Origin of the sequence: Streptomyces xinghaiensis S187 (assembly GCF_000220705.2) — a bacterium.
In the GTDB taxonomy this organism is placed as follows: Bacteria; Actinomycetota; Actinomycetes; order Streptomycetales; family Streptomycetaceae; genus Streptomyces; species Streptomyces xinghaiensis.
In genome coordinates, this window is sequence record NZ_CP023202.1 from 2,828,387 (window position 1) to 2,844,578 (window position 16,192).

The 16,192-nt window shown below is 72.3% G+C and carries 19 protein-coding genes and 1 pseudogene; 10 read left to right on the top strand and 10 right to left on the bottom strand.

The features are described 5' to 3' along the window. Positions 1 to 37: 37 nt before the first annotated feature. The 4 genes from SXIN_RS11960 (at position 38) to SXIN_RS11975 (ending at position 2,643) form a co-directional block, all read left to right on the top strand. Entirely contained in the window at positions 38 to 703 is a 666-nt protein-coding gene (locus SXIN_RS11960) for an ArsR/SmtB family transcription factor (protein ID WP_019710467.1), read from the top strand. Then, positions 700 to 1,053 (top strand): sulfurtransferase TusA family protein, encoded by a 354-nt coding sequence (locus tag SXIN_RS11965; RefSeq protein ID WP_019710468.1) that lies wholly within the window; start codon positions 700 to 702, stop codon positions 1,051 to 1,053. The genes SXIN_RS11960 and SXIN_RS11965 overlap by 4 nt, the downstream gene beginning before the upstream one ends. Continuing rightward, entirely contained in the window at positions 1,050 to 2,204 is a 1,155-nt protein-coding gene (locus SXIN_RS11970) for a cysteine desulfurase family protein (RefSeq protein ID WP_019710469.1), read from the top strand. Before SXIN_RS11965 ends, SXIN_RS11970 begins: the two co-directional genes overlap by 4 nt. Positions 2,205 to 2,286: 82 nt before the next feature. Next, positions 2,287 to 2,643 (top strand): DsrE/DsrF/TusD sulfur relay family protein, encoded by a 357-nt coding sequence (locus tag SXIN_RS11975; protein WP_019710470.1) that lies wholly within the window; start codon positions 2,287 to 2,289, stop codon positions 2,641 to 2,643. A gap of 88 nt (positions 2,644 to 2,731) precedes the next feature. Here the strand turns inward: SXIN_RS11975 and SXIN_RS11980 are convergent, their stop codons facing one another. Then, positions 2,732 to 3,085, bottom strand: coding sequence for a hypothetical protein (locus SXIN_RS11980; protein ID WP_019710471.1), 354 nt, complete (start codon positions 3,083 to 3,085; stop codon positions 2,732 to 2,734). Positions 3,086 to 3,547: 462 nt separating this feature from the next. On the opposite strand from SXIN_RS11980, the pseudogene SXIN_RS11985 reads away from it, so the two are divergent. Next, a pseudogene (locus tag SXIN_RS11985) lies at positions 3,548 to 4,017 on the top strand (tetratricopeptide repeat protein). On the opposite strand, the gene SXIN_RS11990 reads toward SXIN_RS11985, so the two are convergent. Then, positions 3,987 to 4,364 carry a hypothetical protein gene (locus SXIN_RS11990; protein ID WP_157916281.1) on the bottom strand — a complete coding sequence of 126 codons (378 nt, stop codon included), beginning with the start codon at positions 4,362 to 4,364 and terminating at the stop codon, positions 3,987 to 3,989. The pseudogene SXIN_RS11985 and the gene SXIN_RS11990 sit on opposite strands and share 31 nt — an antisense overlap. Next, positions 4,358 to 4,780, bottom strand: a complete 423-nt coding sequence (locus tag SXIN_RS11995) for an ATP-binding protein (protein ID WP_095756972.1) — start codon at positions 4,778 to 4,780, stop codon at positions 4,358 to 4,360. The genes SXIN_RS11990 and SXIN_RS11995 overlap by 7 nt, the downstream gene beginning before the upstream one ends. 209 nt (positions 4,781 to 4,989) lie before the next feature. On the opposite strand from SXIN_RS11995, the gene SXIN_RS12000 reads away from it, so the two are divergent. Beyond that, positions 4,990 to 5,865: a helix-turn-helix domain-containing protein gene (locus SXIN_RS12000; protein WP_039822774.1), complete on the top strand. Its 876-nt coding sequence runs from the start codon at positions 4,990 to 4,992 to the stop codon at positions 5,863 to 5,865. Beyond that, positions 5,862 to 6,068 (top strand): DUF397 domain-containing protein, encoded by a 207-nt coding sequence (locus SXIN_RS12005; protein WP_095756973.1) that lies wholly within the window; start codon positions 5,862 to 5,864, stop codon positions 6,066 to 6,068. Before SXIN_RS12000 ends, SXIN_RS12005 begins: the two co-directional genes overlap by 4 nt. A 102-nt stretch (positions 6,069 to 6,170) precedes the next feature. Here SXIN_RS12005 and SXIN_RS12010 read toward each other — a convergent pair whose 3' ends face one another. Both SXIN_RS12010 and SXIN_RS12015 read right to left on the bottom strand, forming a co-directional pair. Continuing rightward, positions 6,171 to 6,962, bottom strand: coding sequence for a LuxR C-terminal-related transcriptional regulator (locus SXIN_RS12010; RefSeq protein ID WP_019710476.1), 792 nt, complete (start codon positions 6,960 to 6,962; stop codon positions 6,171 to 6,173). Positions 6,963 to 7,143: 181 nt separating this feature from the next. Beyond that, the gene (locus SXIN_RS12015) at positions 7,144 to 8,523 is read right to left on the bottom strand and encodes an ATP-binding protein (protein ID WP_095756974.1); all 1,380 of its coding nucleotides are present in this window, start codon (positions 8,521 to 8,523) and stop codon (positions 7,144 to 7,146) included. Between the two features lie 177 nt (positions 8,524 to 8,700). On the opposite strand from SXIN_RS12015, the gene SXIN_RS12020 reads away from it, so the two are divergent. Together SXIN_RS12020 and SXIN_RS12025 are read left to right on the top strand one after the other, a co-directional pair. Further along, positions 8,701 to 10,101, top strand: coding sequence for a PspC domain-containing protein (locus SXIN_RS12020; RefSeq protein ID WP_095756975.1), 1,401 nt, complete (start codon positions 8,701 to 8,703; stop codon positions 10,099 to 10,101). After that, positions 10,088 to 10,369 carry a hypothetical protein gene (locus tag SXIN_RS12025; protein ID WP_095756976.1) on the top strand — a complete coding sequence of 94 codons (282 nt, stop codon included), beginning with the start codon at positions 10,088 to 10,090 and terminating at the stop codon, positions 10,367 to 10,369. Before SXIN_RS12020 ends, SXIN_RS12025 begins: the two co-directional genes overlap by 14 nt. A gap of 37 nt (positions 10,370 to 10,406) precedes the next feature. Here the strand turns inward: SXIN_RS12025 and SXIN_RS12030 are convergent, their stop codons facing one another. The 3 genes from SXIN_RS12030 to guaA all read right to left on the bottom strand — a co-directional run bounded on the left by SXIN_RS12030 (position 10,407) and on the right by guaA (position 13,414). Then, entirely contained in the window at positions 10,407 to 10,928 is a 522-nt protein-coding gene (locus SXIN_RS12030; protein ID WP_019710478.1) for a DoxX family protein, read from the bottom strand. A 149-nt stretch (positions 10,929 to 11,077) separates the two neighbouring features. Beyond that, a complete protein-coding gene (locus SXIN_RS12035; protein WP_019710479.1) occupies positions 11,078 to 11,686 on the bottom strand; it encodes a Uma2 family endonuclease in 609 nt (202 codons plus the stop codon). A gap of 123 nt (positions 11,687 to 11,809) precedes the next feature. Further along, a complete protein-coding gene (gene guaA / locus SXIN_RS12040; protein ID WP_019710480.1) occupies positions 11,810 to 13,414 on the bottom strand; it encodes a glutamine-hydrolyzing GMP synthase in 1,605 nt (534 codons plus the stop codon). Between the two features lie 315 nt (positions 13,415 to 13,729). Here guaA and SXIN_RS12045 point away from each other — a divergent pair, with 315 nt between their 5' ends. Continuing rightward, on the top strand, positions 13,730 to 14,110 hold the full coding sequence (locus tag SXIN_RS12045) for a chorismate mutase (protein ID WP_019710481.1): 381 nt from the start codon (positions 13,730 to 13,732) through the stop codon (positions 14,108 to 14,110). Positions 14,111 to 14,193: 83 nt separating this feature from the next. Here SXIN_RS12045 and SXIN_RS12050 read toward each other — a convergent pair whose 3' ends face one another. Then, a complete protein-coding gene (locus SXIN_RS12050; protein WP_019710482.1) occupies positions 14,194 to 15,057 on the bottom strand; it encodes an ABC transporter permease in 864 nt (287 codons plus the stop codon). Beyond that, entirely contained in the window at positions 15,054 to 16,121 is a 1,068-nt protein-coding gene (locus SXIN_RS12055) for a daunorubicin resistance protein DrrA family ABC transporter ATP-binding protein (RefSeq protein WP_019710483.1), read from the bottom strand. Before SXIN_RS12055 ends, SXIN_RS12050 begins: the two co-directional genes overlap by 4 nt. Between the last annotated feature and the right edge of the window lie 71 nt (positions 16,122 to 16,192).

The following is a 16,192-nucleotide window of genomic DNA, read 5'->3' on the forward strand; positions in this document are numbered from 1 at the left end:
TCAAGCTACAATATTCCATGGATGTTTGGAGGATGCCATGGGAGACGCCGCGCGCAAGAGTGCGCTGTACGACGCCTTCGCCCGCACCGGCAAGGCCCTGAGCAGCGGAAAGCGCCTTGAGCTGCTGGACCTGCTGGCCCAGGGCGAACGCCCGGTCGAGGCCCTGGCCAGAGCGGCCGGGCTGAACCTCACCACCGCCTCGGCCCATCTGCAGACCCTCAAGCAGGCCGGACTGGTCACCACCCGCCGCGAGGGGGTCCGCGTCCACTACCGGCTGGCGGGGGAGGACGTCGCCGCCCTGTACGCGATGCTGCGCCAGGTCGCCCGGGCCCACCAGCCCGCCGTCGAGCCGGCCCGGGCCGCCTACCTGGGCGCGGACACGGGGGAAGGGGTCGGCCGGGAGGAACTGCTCGCCCGCGCGGAGGCCGGCGAGGTCGTCGTCCTCGATGTGCGCCCGGCCGAGGAGTACGCCGCCGGGCACATCCCCGGAGCCGTGTCCATCCCGGTCGGGGAACTCGCCGAGCGGATAGCCGAATTGCCGCCGGACACCGACGTGGTGGCGTACTGCCGCGGCACCTACTGCGTCCTCGCCCACGACGCCGTGCGCCTGCTGCGCGAACGGGGCCGCACGGCCGCCCGGCTCACCGACGGGATGCTGGAGTGGCGGCTGGACGGGCTGCCCGTCGAAACGGCCGCGGCATGACGGCGGCGGGCCCGGCCTCCCCCGCCCCGCTGGTCATCGACGGCGGCGACCGGCTGTGCGCGGAGCTGATCCTCGAACTGAGCCGCCGGGTCGGCCGGACCGGACCCGGCACGGTCGTCCACCTGATCGCCACCGATCCGGCCGCCCCGCTGGACCTCCCGGCCTGGTGCCACCTCACCGGCCACACCTACCTCGGCCCCGTCCCCGGTACGCCCCGGCCGGCCTACGCCCTGCGGGTGAGCCCCGGCGCCCGCCGCACCCGGGGTGACGCCCCCTGGCACCCACTGGACCCGCCACCGCAGCACGCCGAGGACGATCCCCGCCCTCCGAACGCCGGAGACCCCGCATGAACGACCGGCCGGTCTACCTCGACCACCAGGCCACCACCCCCGTCGACCCGCGCGTGGTGGAGGCGATGCTGCCGTACCTGACCAGCGAGTTCGGCAACCCCTCCAGCTCCCACGCCTACGGCCGCACCGCGGCGGCGGCGGTCGCGACGGCCCGCACCCGGGTGGCCGCGCTGATCGGCGCCGCCGGTCCCGACGAGATCGTCTTCACCTCCTCCGGTACCGAGAGCAACCACCTCGCGCTCACCGGAGCCGCCCACGCGTTGCGCGCCGCCGGCCGCGGAAACCACATCGTCACCACCGCCATCGAGCACCCCGCGACCCAGGCCACCTGCGACCGGCTCGCCGGCGAGGGCTTCCGCGTCACCCGCCTGCCGGTCGGCACCGACGGGCGCCTGGACCCCGCCGGACTCGTCCACGCCGTCGGGCCGGACACCGTCCTGGTGTCGGTGATGCACGCCAACAACGAGATCGGCACGCTCCAGCCGCTCCCCGAACTCGCCGCCGTCACCCGTGAGCGCGGCATCCTGCTGCACACCGACGCGGCCCAGAGCCCGGCCACCGTCGCGGTCGACGTCGGCGCCCTCGGTGTGGACCTGCTGACTCTCGTCGGACACAAGATGTACGCCCCCAAGGGCGTCGGCGCGCTCTACATCCGCCGCGGAACGCCCGCCCTCCGGCCCCAGCTCGTGGGCGGCGGCCAGGAGCACGGCCTGCGGGCCGCCACCGAGAACGTGCCCGGCATCGTCGCCCTCGGCGCCGCCGCGGAGATCGCCCAGGCCGAGCACGGCACCGACGCCGCACGCATCGGGGCCCACCGCGACCGGCTGCTCGGCGCGCTCACCACGGCCGTGCCCGGCCTGCGGCTCAACGGCTCCTCCCGCCACAGGCTGCCCGGCAACCTGAGCCTCACCTTCCCCGGCCACACCGCCGACCGGATCATGACCGCCACGCCCGGACTGGCGTTCTCGGCCGGGAGCGCCTGCCACCGCGGTGACACCACGCCCTCCCCGGTGCTGACCGCCATCGGCCTCACCCCGGACGAGGCGGCCCGCACCGTCCGCCTCGGCATCGGCCGCCACACGACCAGCGCCGACATCACCACCGCCGCGGAACTGCTCGTCTCCGCCGCCACCGCACCCGTCCGGCCCTGAGGAAGCACGGGCACGCCCCGCCGCCGGCTCCGGACCCGGAGCCTCCCGACAGCCGGTCACCACTCCCACCACCGGAGGCACCATGAGCCGCAAGATCCTCTTCATCCTCAACGACCCGCCCTACGGCACCGAGCGCTCCTACAACGGCCTGCGCCTGGCCGGAGCCCTCGCCAGGCGACCCGAAACCGAGATCCGGGTCTTCCTCATGGGCGACGCGGTCGGCTGCGCGATCGCCGGCCAGCGAGTCCCCAACGGCTACTACCACCTGGACCGGATGGTCGAGTCCTGCATCCGCCACGGCGCCGAAGTGGGCTGCTGCGGGACGTGCATGGACGCCCGCGGCCTCGGCGAGGACCTCCTCACGGGCGAGGCCCGCCGCTCCACCCTCGAGGAACTGGCCGACTGGACCCTCTGGGCGGACCAGGTCATCACCTTCTGACAGACCCTCCGGCCTCCGGAGACAGCGGGCCCGCCCCGAGCACGCGCCCCGGGACGGGCCCCGCCGCAGTCATCAGGTCATCGGGTCGTCAGTGCCAGAGGACGGCGATGAAGATGTTGAGGACGGTCAGCAGGCCCACGGCGCCGAAGACGCCCTTCGACACCCGCTCCTCGTCCCGCTTGACGTAGACGAGCCCGAGGATGGCGACCAGCACGACCAGCTTCACGCCGACCTTGACGTTGTTGACCATCGCGTCGTTCATCTCGTTGAACCCGACCAGCAGCACGCCGGTGACGAGCATGGTCAGCGCCCCGTGCAGCATGGCGGGCACCATGCGCGCGGTGCCGGCGCCCATCGCCTTCATCTGGACGAGGAAGCCGCCCAGCAGCGAGGCGATACCGATGATGTGCAGGCCGACGAAGACATCGATGAGTACGTCCATGCCCGCGAGCCTATGCGGGCCCCCGACCGGCCCGGCACCCAGGTGTCCTCATGGTTCCCGGAGCGTGACCGGGCCGTGCCAGGCTCCGGTCGCCCCGCCTCCCGGACGCCCGGCCCGGAGACGCAACCGGCCCCGGGGTGCGGCGGTCCGGGAGGGCACCCCGCTCCGGGCGGCCGGAGGTGGGCGGGAGCGACGCACCGCCCGGAACGGGGCTCCGCGAGCGGTTACGACAGGGGGCGCCGGACCGCTCACGGCCCCGCCATCATGTCCCGCCCCGCGCCTCCGTGACAGCCCGTGGGCTCGTACAGACGCTCCGCGTACGAGCCGCGCCGTGTACGGGCCGCGCCGTGTACGAGCCGCGGGTGACGCCGGCGTTCCCTTTCTCGGCCACGACAGTCCGGGAGGCCGCCTCCGGACCCGTTCCTTCGCTTCCGGCCCTTGCGGTATGCCCGCACTGCCACGATGTGCCTCATGAACGCACCGGAGGACGACCGTCCCGACGAGAGCCGGGAGCAACTGCTGGACCTGGCCGCACGGTTCCCGGACGATGCCGGCGTGGCGTACCGCGCGGCCTGCGTCCACGACCGCCTGGGCCTGGAGGCCGAGGCGGTGCCGTTCTACGAACGCTGCCTCGCCGGGACCGGCCTCCCGGACGAGGACCGCCGCGGGGCCTTCCTCGGACTGGGCACACCTACCGGGTACTCGGCCGGTACGCACGCGCCGTTGAAACCCTCCGCCGCGGTGTCGCGGAGTACCCGGAGGACGGCGGTCTGCGGACCTTCCTCGCCATGGCCCTCTACAACTCGGGCGAGCACCACGAGGCGATGCGCATCCTGCTGCACCTCTTGGCGACGACCAGCCAGGATGCCTCCGTACAGGAGTACCGCCGCGCCATCGCCCTCTATGCCGGGGATCTCGACAGCACGGGCTGACCCCGGTGCTTGCCGGCGCTCCGCGCCGAGAGCACGTAACGCACACCTTCCTCGTCGAGGAGGAAGGAGTACGTCTCCCCGCGTGTGAGAAGCCGCAGCGCGCGGTCGTACTCCCATCCGTCGAGGAGCCAGTGCCATGCCGGGCGGGCCGAAGGCGCGTTCAGCTGGTCCGCCACATCCCGCACACGGGCACGCAGCCAGTCGAGGGCGTGGTGCGGGGTGGTGGCTGCGGACGTGCCGAGATCGTGGACCCGGTGGTCCGGGGTGACGGCGGCGGCCTCGCACCAGTGCGTCGCCCGGAGCGCCGATCCGGCGGCCCGGCCGTACAGGGCCCACAACGTCACCATGTCATGCCGGTGCGCGCCCCGTTGACGCCCAGGATGGGCAGGTGCACCCAGACGGCCTTGCCCGTCTCCCGGGGGCGGACACCCCAGGACTCGGACAACGCGTCAACGATCAGCAGACCGCGCCCGGATGTGTCGTCCGGTCCCGGCTTCCGCTGTTCCGGCATCTTCCACTGGAAGGAGTCGGCGACTTCGAGGACCAGCACGGCCGGTCTGCGGCGCAGCGACAGGTCGAAGAACTCGCCCGTTCCCTTGGCGTGGTTGACGACATTCGTCGCCAACTCGCTGGCGATGAGCGAGGCGGTGTCGGTCAAACCTCCGAGCTTCCACTCGGCGAGCACCGTCTCGACGTGGAGACGTGCTTCCCGAACGGAGTGCCGACGGATGCGGAACCTCTTGGTGTGTGTGCACCCGGACATACGGCCCCCAAGGCTCTGAGCACGCGGAACGAAGAACACTCAGCGCCACACTCCAGAGACACTGTGTGATGTGAAGCACGCTAGACCCGCCGCAACGCACAATGCAAGCTAATCCTGATGCAAACTTGCACTCGTGCCGGTGGCCCGAAGTTGCTGGCGTGCACTCAGCGTTGACATGCAGACTTGCTGGACAGAGGAGAGGGGACCTGATGCCCGCAGGTGGGAAGCCCACTGTGCGCAGCCGGAGGCTGGGAGCGGCGTTGAAGCGGCTCCGGCTGGCCTCACAGCTCGACCAGGACCGCGCGGCTGACGCCGTGGACTGCTCCGTGGCGAAGATCAGCAGAATTGAATCCGGTCAGGTCAGCGCTCGGGTGGGGGACGTGCGAGTGCTGCTCGACCTCTACGGGGTCCAAGACGGAGCCGAGCGGGGACGACTGGAGAAACTGGCCCGCGACAGCAACAAGCGCGGATGGTGGCTGGACTACCGCACGCCCACGCTTACGCAACTGGGCGACTTCATCGCACTGGAAGCGGACGCCACGTACATCCGGTCCTGGCAGCCTGTGTTCATTCCCGGCGTTCTGCAAACCCCGGCCTACACACGAGCATTGATCGCGGCGAATCCAGCCGTCATCACGGCCGAAGCGGCTGATGAGATCGTCAAAGTACGACAACAACGACGCGAGGCGATCCAGGAGACCGGTGCGCGATTCGCAGCCGTGATCTGGGAACCGGCCCTGACTGCGCCCATGCCGTCGAGCGAAGCCCACAGCGCCCAGTTGGCTCACATCGCCGAGATCTCCCGGCAGCAGAACGTGACCATCCAGGTCCTTCCGCTCGACGAGTGGGCCGCCGCGCGCGTCGCCACGCCGTTCGTCACGTTCGCTTTCGGACCGGAACCGGCGCCGGAGGCGGTTGCGTTCGACAGCCTGTCGAATACCGTGATCCTCGAAGACTCGGATGAACTGGTCAACTACGCCCACGCTTTCGACACGCTGAGGTCTGCCGCCCTCACCCCGGACAAGAGCCGCGCCTTTATCGAGAAGACCATCAAGAGCATCCCCAGGGAAGGCCGCAATCCGTGACACCGCACCGAGTTACAAGCCCCTTCATAAAGTCCTCGTATTCCGGAGGAGCCTCTAATGACTGCGTAGAGGTCGCCCGGACCAGTGATGGGGGGAGAGCCGTCAGAGACAGCAAGAATCCAGGTATGGGAACGCAGTTCTACGCCCCACACGCATGGGATTCCTTCATATCCGGCCTCCGCACCGGCGAGTTCGCCCATTGACGCATGCGCCCACGGCATTCCCTGGTGCCAGTACGAATCCACGCCTCTCGGTGTCCGGACCCGGCCAAGGCCGGTCGGGTCGGCACGTCAAGCCCCGGGGCGTCACACCAGCCGGCGGGCCGTGGCCCAGCGGGTGAGTTCGTGGCGGTTGCTGAGCTGGAGTTTGCGGAGGACCGCCGAGACGTGGGACTCGACCGTCTTGACGGAGATGAACAGCTGCTTGGCGATCTCCTTGTACGCGTAGCCGCGCGCGATCAGGCGCAGCACCTCGCGCTCGCGCTGGGTGAGGCGGTCCAGGTCCTCGTCCACCGGCGGGGCGTCCGTGGAGGCGAAGGCGTCCAGGACGAAGCCCGCGAGGCGCGGGGAGAAGACGGCGTCGCCCTCCTTGACCCGGAAGACCGCGTTGATCAGATCCGTGCCGGTGATGGTCTTGGTGACGTAGCCACGGGCGCCACCGCGGATCACGCCGATCACGTCCTCGGCCGCGTCGGAGACCGAGAGGGCGAGGAAGCGCACCGGCTGCTGCTGGTCGGCCATCAGGGGTGCGCACCGGCGCAGCACCTCCACGCCGCCGCCACCCGGGAGGTGGACGTCCAGCAGGACGACCTCGGGCCGGGTCGCGGTGATCACCGTGACCGCCTGGTCGACGTCCGCGGCCTCGCCGACGACCTCCACCCCGGTGGTCTCCGTCTGCCCGATCTCGGCCTGGACGCCGGTGCGGAACATCCGGTGGTCGTCGACGAGGACCACCCGTGCGTGGCGGCCGGCGGTCTCCGGGCCGTTGGTGCCGCTGTCCGAGGGGCCGTTGAAGGCCCCGGCGGCGCCGGTGCCCTCTGCTCCCGGGCCTCCTCCCGCGCCGCTGGTGCCGCCCGCGTTCTGCGTTCCGTCGCTCATCGCCCGTCCGTCCCTCTTCCGTACCGCGCGGCCGCGCGTGCGGTCGTGTCGTCGTCGCCCCAGCCCTTGTGCACCAGCGTAGGTGCGTGCGCGCGTACGCGGCTGGGGGCAGTCGGGCCCTGTCCCGGCCCGGTCCGGCCGGTGTGGCCGGCGGCCGCGCGGGTCGTGCCGCCCCCGCCCGTCATGCCGCGCGTTCCATTTCGAGTTCCACCTCGGTGCCTCCGTCCGGTGCCGAACGGAGCCTCGCCGTGCCGCCGTTGCGCTGCATCCGGCCGATGATCGACTCCCGGACGCCCATCCGGTCCGCCGGCACCGCGTCCAGGTCGAAGCCCGGGCCCCGGTCCCGTACGGAGATGAACACCGTTGTCCCCTCGACCTCCGCGTAGACCTGCACCGCCCCGCCCTCGCCACCGTACTTGGCCGCGTTGACCATCGCCTCCCGTGCGGCCTGGAGCTGGGCGCCCAGCCCTTCGTCCAGCGGGCAGTCGCCGACGCAGACGACCTCGACCGGCACCCCGTGGTCGTCCTCCACCTCCGCCGCCGTCGCCTTCACCGCCTCGGCCAGGGTGTCCGGTTCCTCCTCCTCGTCCTTGCCGCGGCCCTCCGGCTTGTAGAGCCAGGCCCGCAACTCCCGCTCCTGGGCGCGCGCGAGACGGGCGACCTCGCGGGCGTTCTCGGCGTTGCGCTGGATCAGCGTCAGGGTGTGCAGCACCGAGTCGTGGACGTGGGCCGCGACCTCGGCGCGCTCCTGCGCGCGGATGCGCATCAGCCGCTCCTCCGACAGGTCCTGCGCCATCCGGATCAGGTACGGGCCCGCGAGCAGGGCGATGCCGACCAGCACCGCGAGGGACGCCTGCAGCACCGTGCCCAGGTGCCGCGCCGAGCCCTGCATCACGACGATGGCGCTCACGCCCACGCCCACGAGCAGCACCCCGGCCGCGCCGCGCACCAGCGGCAGCACCCGCTTGCGGCGGGTGACGGCGGCCCAGTGGGCGCGGCGCGCGTTGTCGGCCTGCCGCCAGACCAGGACGACGCCCGCGCCGATCAGCAGGGCCGGCCAGAGGTAGGCGTTGGCGCGGCGGCCGAGCTGGAGGTTGTCCACGAACACGGCCACGCCGACGACCATGGCGAGGAGCGCGATGATCTGCCCCCGGTCGGGTTTGCGGACGAGGAGCCGGCGCCGGCCGTCCGGCCCGGCGGCGGCCTCCGCTCCCGCCTCCGTCGCCGCGCCGGCTCCGCCCCTGGCCGCCGCCGGGCCCCCGCCCGCGCCGCGCGGTGCCTCCACGCCGCCGACGCCGAGCGGCACCACGAACCAGAAAGCCGCGTACAGCAGTGCGCCGAGCCCTTCCACCATGAAGAGCGCCACGAAGAAGATGCGCACCCAGGACACCGGCAGCCCGAGATGGCCGGCGAGGCCGCGGGCCACCCCGCCGAGCATCCGGCCCTCGGCGCTGCGGTAGAGCTTGCGGACCGGTGGCTCGTCGGGGACGTCGGGCCCGGGGGCGGGGGCGGGGTAACTGCCCGCGCCGGGGGTCCCGGCGCGGGGCGCGGCGGCGGTCATGACCCGATGGTCACACGGGACGGGGCGGCCCGGCATCAGGGTCGGACCCTGAACGGCCCCGGGGGTCCCGGCGGGGCCGCTCCCGGGCCTGGTGGCGGCCCGTCTCGGGGAAAGCTCAGGGTTCCGCCAGGGTCGTCACGGGTGGGTCCGGGGCCGCCGGGCCGTCACCATGGACGCATGAGCGATCAGCAGCCCGCCCCGGGCCCGGCGGTGGACGCGCCGGGAGGCGCCCCGGCGGCCCCCGGCGGTACCGCGCGTCCGGGTCCGGCGGGCCCGGGAGGGGCCCGGGGATCCACCACCGGCAGCACTGCCGACCCCGCCTCCGGTGTCCCCCCGGTGCTGCCCCGGCTGCGGCGCAGCCGCCGTACGAAGACGATCGCCGGGGTCTGCGGCGGTCTCGGCCGGCAGTTCGACCTGGACCCGGTGATCTTCCGGGTCGTCCTCACCGTGCTCGCCATGTCCGGTGGCGTCGGCCTCATCGCCTACGGCTTCGCCTGGCTGCTGATCCCGCTCGACGGCGAGGACGAGAACGAGCTGCGGCGGCTGCTCTCCGGCCGTGTCGAGGGCCCGGCGCTGACGGCTGTGCTCTTCGCGCTGGTCGGTTCCGGTCTGCTGCTGTCGATGCTCAACAACGGGTCGGTGTTCTTCTTCGCCGTGCTGCTGTCGTCCGCGCTGGCCGGTGTCTGCTCGTGGTCGCTGCGGAAACGGCGCGTGGAGCAGGCGGGCGCCGCGGTGGACGCGGCGGCGGCGCAGGCCGTGGCGGACGCGCCCCCCGAGACGACGGCCCCGCCGTCCCCCGGCGGGCCGTCCTGGTGGCGCGACCCGTTCGTCAAGGACGGCACCACGGGCCCGCCGGGCACCGGCTATCTCTGGGGCCCGGACGACGGGTCGGACCCCGGTCCGTACCGGGCGCCCGCCGTTCCACGCGGTGGCCGGCGCGGTCCGTCGGGACCCTGGACCGGCGGCTGGACGTTCCTGGCGGCGGTCGCCGCCGCCGTCACCGGCACCCTCGTGACCTGGGAGCAGGGGCCGCTGACCACCAGCCTGCAGACCGGACTCGCCGCCGCCCTGGCGGTCTTCGGACTCGGGCTGGCGGTGGCCGCCCGGTACGGCCGGGCGGGCGGCGGCACGGTCGTCGCGGCGGTGCTGACCTGCGGGCTCCTGGTGGGCGCGGGCGCGGTCCCGGGCAACGTCACCACGCACTGGCAGCAGAGCACCTGGCACCCGGGCTCGGCGGCCGAGGTCCGGCCGGTGTACGGCATCGGCACGGGGCGGGGCGTACTCGACCTCACCGCGCTCGACCTGGAGCGGGGCGAGACGGTCAGCACCCGCGCGAGCGTCGGCGCGGGAGAGCTCCGCGTCCTCGTCCCGCCGGACGCCGTCCTCGAACTCGGCCTGGAGATCGGCCTCGGCGACAGCCGGCTGCCCGGCGACCCGCAGAACGACATCGACATCCAGCCGGGCGCCCGGCGGACCGTCACCCTGCGGCCGGAGGGCGGGCTCACCCCGGCCGGCACCCTCGTCCTCGAACTGGAAGCCGGCATGGGCCGGGTGGAGGTGGAACGTGCCGCCCCGTGAGCACGGCGGCCGCGGCCGTCACGCGTTCGAACCGGCGAAGCTGGTCGCCGGACTGGTCCTGCTCGCCGCGGGTGTCGTGGCCCTGCTGTCCTCGGCCGGTGCCGTGGACCCCGGGCCGGGCCCGCGGCTGCTGCCCGCCGTCCTGCTCGGCCTGTGCGCCGCGGGGGTCGTGGGGGCGGTCTCCCACGGCGTACGCCGACGGCGCGCGAGGCGCCGGGCTCTCCGGGGGCTCCCGGGCGACGGGCTGCCGCCGGACGCCCCGGGGTGACGCGGCGCCGGACGCGCGAGGGGCCCGTGGGCGCCGCTCAGCCGTAGAGCTGCTGTCCGTGGCGGGCGCGGCGGTTGGCGATGGCCGAGTCCAGTGACAGATACGGGGCGCCCGCCAGCACCAGCGGCAGCCAGGCCATCAGATAGGCCAGGTCGTTGCCGTAGTAGTAGGGGTCGCTCTGCCAGCTGACGGTCAGCCAGAGGCTCAGGGAGATCAGCGCGCCGCCGAAGGCCGCGAGCCGGGCGAGGAGCCCGAACAGCGTGCCGAGACCGACGGCGATCTCCCCGCCGGCGATGGCGTAGCCGAAGAGCGTGGGGTCGCGGAGAGCGAGATCCACCAGCGCCGGGATGGCGGAGGCGTCCCGCACGGAGTTCATGAGCTGGCCGATCGATCCGGCTCCGGAGTCGGCGATGAAGGCCGGGTCGGTGAGCTTGTCGATGCCCGCGTAGACGAAGGTGACGCCGAGGAAGATGCGGAGCGGGAGCAGGGCGTAGCGGGCCGCGGTGGCCCGTGCTCCCGCCGGCTCCGGCGTATGTGCCCGGTGGAGCCCGTGCGCCATGAGGTCCGCCTCTCGATCGCTTCCGGAGGAGGATTCTCCACGATCCGGCCCGATTACGGGAGACGAAGTACATCAACAATCAAATAAATGGAGCAGATCCGATCACCTTCGAGCAGGTCACCTCCGGGTGCGGGCCCGGCCCCGGCCGCTCAGGGGCGGGCGGTCCCGGTCAGATCGATGTCGATGGTGAACGGAACGGACAGCTTCAGCCGGTTGTGGTGAATGCCGGTCGCCACATAGGCGCCGGTGGCCGGGTCGCGCTCGTAGACATAGACCACGGGACGGCCGTTGTCGCTCTCCACCCGCCAGAAGTGCGGGATGCACGCCTTGGCGTACTTCAGCGGCTTGGTCTCCCGGTCCCGCGCCCGGGAGTCGTCGGAGACCACCTCGACGGCGAGGAGCACGTCCTGCGGACGGTAAGCCGTCTGGTCCGGGCCCGTGTCGGCGTCGGCGCGGGTGACCATCACATCGGGCTCCGGCCGTTGCCGGTCGTCCAGGACGATGGTCATCTCCCTGAGGACCTCCATGTCCTCGGGCGCGGTGCGCAGCAGGCTGTGCTCCAGCAGGCGCAGAGTCCGCGTGTGGAAAACCGTCTGCGGGCTCCGGAAGACAAGGCTTCCGTCGATCAGCTCCGTGTGCGGAGGCAGGCCGGGGAGCCGGTCCAGGTCGTCGGCGGTGTAGCCACCCGGCGGCGGCTTCGGCCGGGTGTGCCGCCACGGTGGTTCGGCGCCGGGCCGTGACGCTTCTGACGCTTCCATGGGACGCATCGTTGCCGACCTGATCGGCGTACCCGGGACAAACCCCGGCGCCGCCACTCATCCGTGTGAGCGGCGGCGCCGGGGTTGACGTGCGGAGGGGTCAGGAGCGGGACCGGTGACGGGTCACTCCCACTCAATGGTGCCCGGGGGCTTGCTGGTCACGTCGAGGACCACGCGGTTGACCTCGTCCACCTCGTTGGTGATCCGGGTGGAGATCCGCGCCAGGACCTCGTACGGCAGGCGCGTCCAGTCCGCCGTCATGGCGTCCTCGGAGGAGACCGGGCGGAGGACGACCGGGTGGCCGTACGTCCGGCCGTCGCCCTGGACTCCGACCGAGCGGACGTCCGCCAGCAGCACGACCGGGCACTGCCAGATCTCGCGGTCCAGGCCGGCGGCGGTCAGCTCCTGGCGGGCGATGGCGTCGGCCTCGCGGAGCAGGTCCAGCCGCTCCTTGGTGACGTCGCCGACGATGCGGATGGCCAGGCCCGGACCCGGGAAGGGCTGGCGCTGGACGATCTCCTCGGGGAGGCCCAGCTCCTGGCCGACCATCCGGACCTCGTCCTTGAAGAGCCGGCGCAGCGGCTCCACCAGCTGGAACTGGAGGTCCTCGGGGAGACCGCCCACATTGTGGTGGGACTTGATGTTGGCGGTGCCGGTGCCGCCGCCGGACTCGACGACGTCCGGGTAGAGGGTGCCCTGCACCAGGAACTCCACGGACTCGCCGTGCTCGCCCGCCTCGGCGACGATCTCCGACGCGGCCTGCTCGAAGACCCGGATGAACTCCCGGCCGATGATCTTCCGCTTCTGCTCGGGGTCGGAGACCCCGGCCAGCGCCGTGAGGAAGCGCTCCTCGGCGTCCACGACCTTGAGCTTGACGCCGGTCGCCGCCACGAAGTCCTTCTCGACCTGCTCCGACTCGCCCTTGCGCATCAGGCCGTGGTCGACGTAGACGCAGGTGAGCCTGTCCCCGATGGCCCTCTGTACGAGGGCCGCGGCGACCGCGGAGTCGACGCCGCCGGAGAGCCCGCAGATGGCGCGCTTGTCACCGATGCGCTCGCGGATGGCGGCCACGGACTCGTCCACGACGTTCGCCATCGTCCAGTCCGGGCTGAGGCCGGCGCCCCGGTAGAGGAAGTGCTCCAGGACGAGCTGGCCATGGGTGGAGTGCATCACCTCGGGGTGGTGCTGCACGCCATAGAGCCTCTTGGCGTCGCTCTCGAAAGCGGCGACGGGGGTGCCGGGGGTGGAGGCGGTGACGGTGAAGCCCTCGGGGGCCTCCGCGACCGAGTCGCCGTGCGACATCCACACCGACTGCTCGGCGGGGGTGCCCTCGAAGAGGGTGGAGCCGGGGCGGGCCACGGTGAGGTCCGTGCCGCCGTACTCCCGGGTGCCGGTGCGGGCGACCGTGCCGCCGAGCGCCTTGGCCATGGCCTGGAAGCCATAGCAGATGCCGAAGACGGGGACGCCGGCCTCGAACAGCTCGGGGCCGACGTCAGGGGCGTCCTCGGCGTAGACCGAGGAGGGGCCGCCGGAGAGGATGATCGCCTTGGGGTTGCGGGCGAGGATCTCGGCCACCGGCGTGGTGTGCGGGACGATCTCGCTGTAGACCCGGGCCTCGCGGACGCGACGGGCGATGAGCTGGGCGTACTGCGCACCGAAATCGACGACGAGGACCGTGTCCGGGGAGTGGTCGGCGTCGGGAGCGGAAGCGGGGGTCGCTGAGGGCACTGCGGCGGCCTTCCGGCGTGGACGGTGGAGCTGGCTGGATCCCGATTCTAACGGCGCGGGGCGGCGCCCCGTCCGTCTCAGCATCCGGCCCGTCCTGGCACCGTCCGCCCCGGGCGGGCCATACTGTCGGCATGTTCTCGCAGCTCACCTTCCGCTTTACCTATGGCACCGGCCCGTCCGGCTGCCAAGGTCGCGCTGCGTGAGCCACTGACACGCGACTTTCCAGGCGCCCCGGGCCGGTCAAGGCCCGGGGCGCTCTGCGTTCGGTCCGGGCCGCGGCGGTACCGGGGCCCACGGCTCCGAGGAGACACGGACATGAACACGGACCTGAGCAAGAAGAGCGGCACGGACAGCACCACGGACAGCGGTACGAACCCGGCCACCGGTCCCGCGGCGGACGCGCGGGTGCCCGCGCAGGCCGCCGCCCCCGACACGGGCGCCCGCACCGACGAGGCCGCGGCCCTCATCGCCGGGGCCCGCGAGCGGATCGACGATCTGGACGCCCGGATCATCGGCCTGGTGCGGGAGCGGATGGCCGTCTCGGCCGCCATCCAGGAGGCCAGGATCACCTCCGGCGGGCGCCGGGTGAACCTCTCCCGCGAGATGGAGGTGCTCCACCACTACCGCGAGCAGCTCGGCAAGCCGGGCACCGCGCTGGCGATGACCCTCCTGGATCTCTGCCGCGGGCGGGTCTGACCCGCACACGTGCCCGTGCCCGCGCCGCGCCCCGGCGTCGTCCTGGCGTCCCCGGGGCGCGGCACACACCGTCCCGCCGGGCGTCACTTGCGGTTGTACAGCCGCATCGTGACCGTCCCGAAGACCAGGACGAACACCCCGGCCCAGCCCAGGGTCCAGGCGATCTCGTCCGCGGGCCACTCCCCCGCCATCAGCTCCCGCACGCCGGAGGACAGGTGGGTGATCGGGCTGTTGTTCACGAAGACCTGCAGCCAGCCCGGCATGGTCCGCGGGTCGACGAAGATGTTGCTGAGGAAGGTCAGCGGGAAGATCACCATCATGCTGACGCCCATCACCGACTTCTCGCTGCGCAGCAGCAGGCCGAACATCGTCCACGTCCACGAGAAGGCGAACGAGAAGACCACCAGCAGCGCCACCCCGGCGAGCACACCGGCCACGCCGCCGTCCGGCCGGAAGCCCATGATCAGGCCGAGGGTCAGCATCACCACCGAGGCGATGGCGTAGCGCAGCATGTCGCCGAGGAGGTAGCCGACCATCGCCGAGGGGCGCCAGATCGGCAGGGTGCGGAACCGGTCGAAGACGCCCTTCTGGATGTCGGTGTTGACCGACACCCCGGTGTACATCGTGATCATCACGACGTTCATCACCAGGATGCCCGGCAGCAGGAACTGCAGGTAGCGGGTGGTCGAGCCGGCGAGCGCGCCTCCGAAGAGGTACGTGTACATCAGCACCATCATCACGGGGAACGCCGTGACATCGAAGAGCTGCTCCGGCACGTGCTTGATCTTCAGTACGGCCCGCCATCCGAAGGTGACCGACGCGGACCACGCGCTGGGCCGCGGCGGCCGCCGCCCGGCGACGAGCAGTTCGGCCAGGCTCTCGGTGGCGACGGGGGCCGGTTCCCCGGTCCGCGCGTCGGTGCTCACGGTGCTCGTCGCGGTGCTCATGCCGGGACCCCTTCCTTGCTGTCCTTGCCCGTGGCGGACGCCGTACCGGTGGCGGTGTGTCCGGTGTGGTCGGTGTGTTCAGTGCGGTCGGTGCGGTCGGTGCGGTCGGTGAGGGCGAGGAAGACCTCGTCCAGACTGGGCTGGCCCAGCGAGAAGTTGTCGACGACGATGCCGGCGCGGCCGAGCTCGGCGAGGGCGTGGGCGGCCTGCTCCGCCGCGCCCTTGCCGTCGCCGCCGGTGCCGACGCGGGCGGTCAGGGCCACCGGGTCGTGGTCGAGCTGGATGTGCGCGGCCATCGCCTCGGTGAGCAGCCGTTCGGCCTCGGGCCGCTGGGCCGCGTCCCGCAGCCGTACGTGCACCGTGCCGGCGCCCACCGACGCCTTCAGCTCGCCCTTGGTGCCCTCCGCGATGACCTTGCCGTGGTCGATGACGGCGATGCGCGAGGCCAGTTGGTCGGCCTCGTCGAGGTACTGGGTGGTCAGCAGCACCGTGGTGCCCTGGGCGACGACGGCCCGCACGATGTCCCAGACCTGGTTCCGGCTGCGCGGGTCCAGGCCGGTCGTCGGCTCGTCGAGGAAGAGCAGGTCGGGGGTGTTGAGGATGCTCGCCGCGATGTCGATGCGGCGCCGCATCCCGCCCGAGTAGTTCTTGACCTGCCTGCCCGCCGCCTCCGCCAGCCCGAACGCCTCCAGGAGCTGTCCGGCCCGTTCCCGGGCCGGGCGTTTGCCGTGGCCGAGCAGCCTGCCCAGCAGGATCAGGTTCTCCATGCCGGTGAGGTCCTCGTCCACCGAGGCGTACTGCCCGGTCAGGCTCACCCGGCCGCGGACGGCGTCCGCCTCGCGCAGCACGTCGTGGCCGAAGACGCGGGCCTCGCCGCCGTCGGGGCGCAGCAGCGTGGCGAGCACCTTGACCGTGGTGGTCTTCCCGGCGCCGTTGGGGCCGAGGACCCCGTAGACCGTGCCCGTGGGGACGGTGAGGTCCACACCGTCCACGGCGCGGGTCTCCCCGAATACCTTCACCAGCCCCGATGTCTCGATCGCCGGGCCGGAACCGCTGTTACTCATGATCGGTCGTCCCCATCTCGTCTTCCGTCTTCCGTTGTCCGTTGTCCGTTGTCCGTTGTCCGTCGTGCACG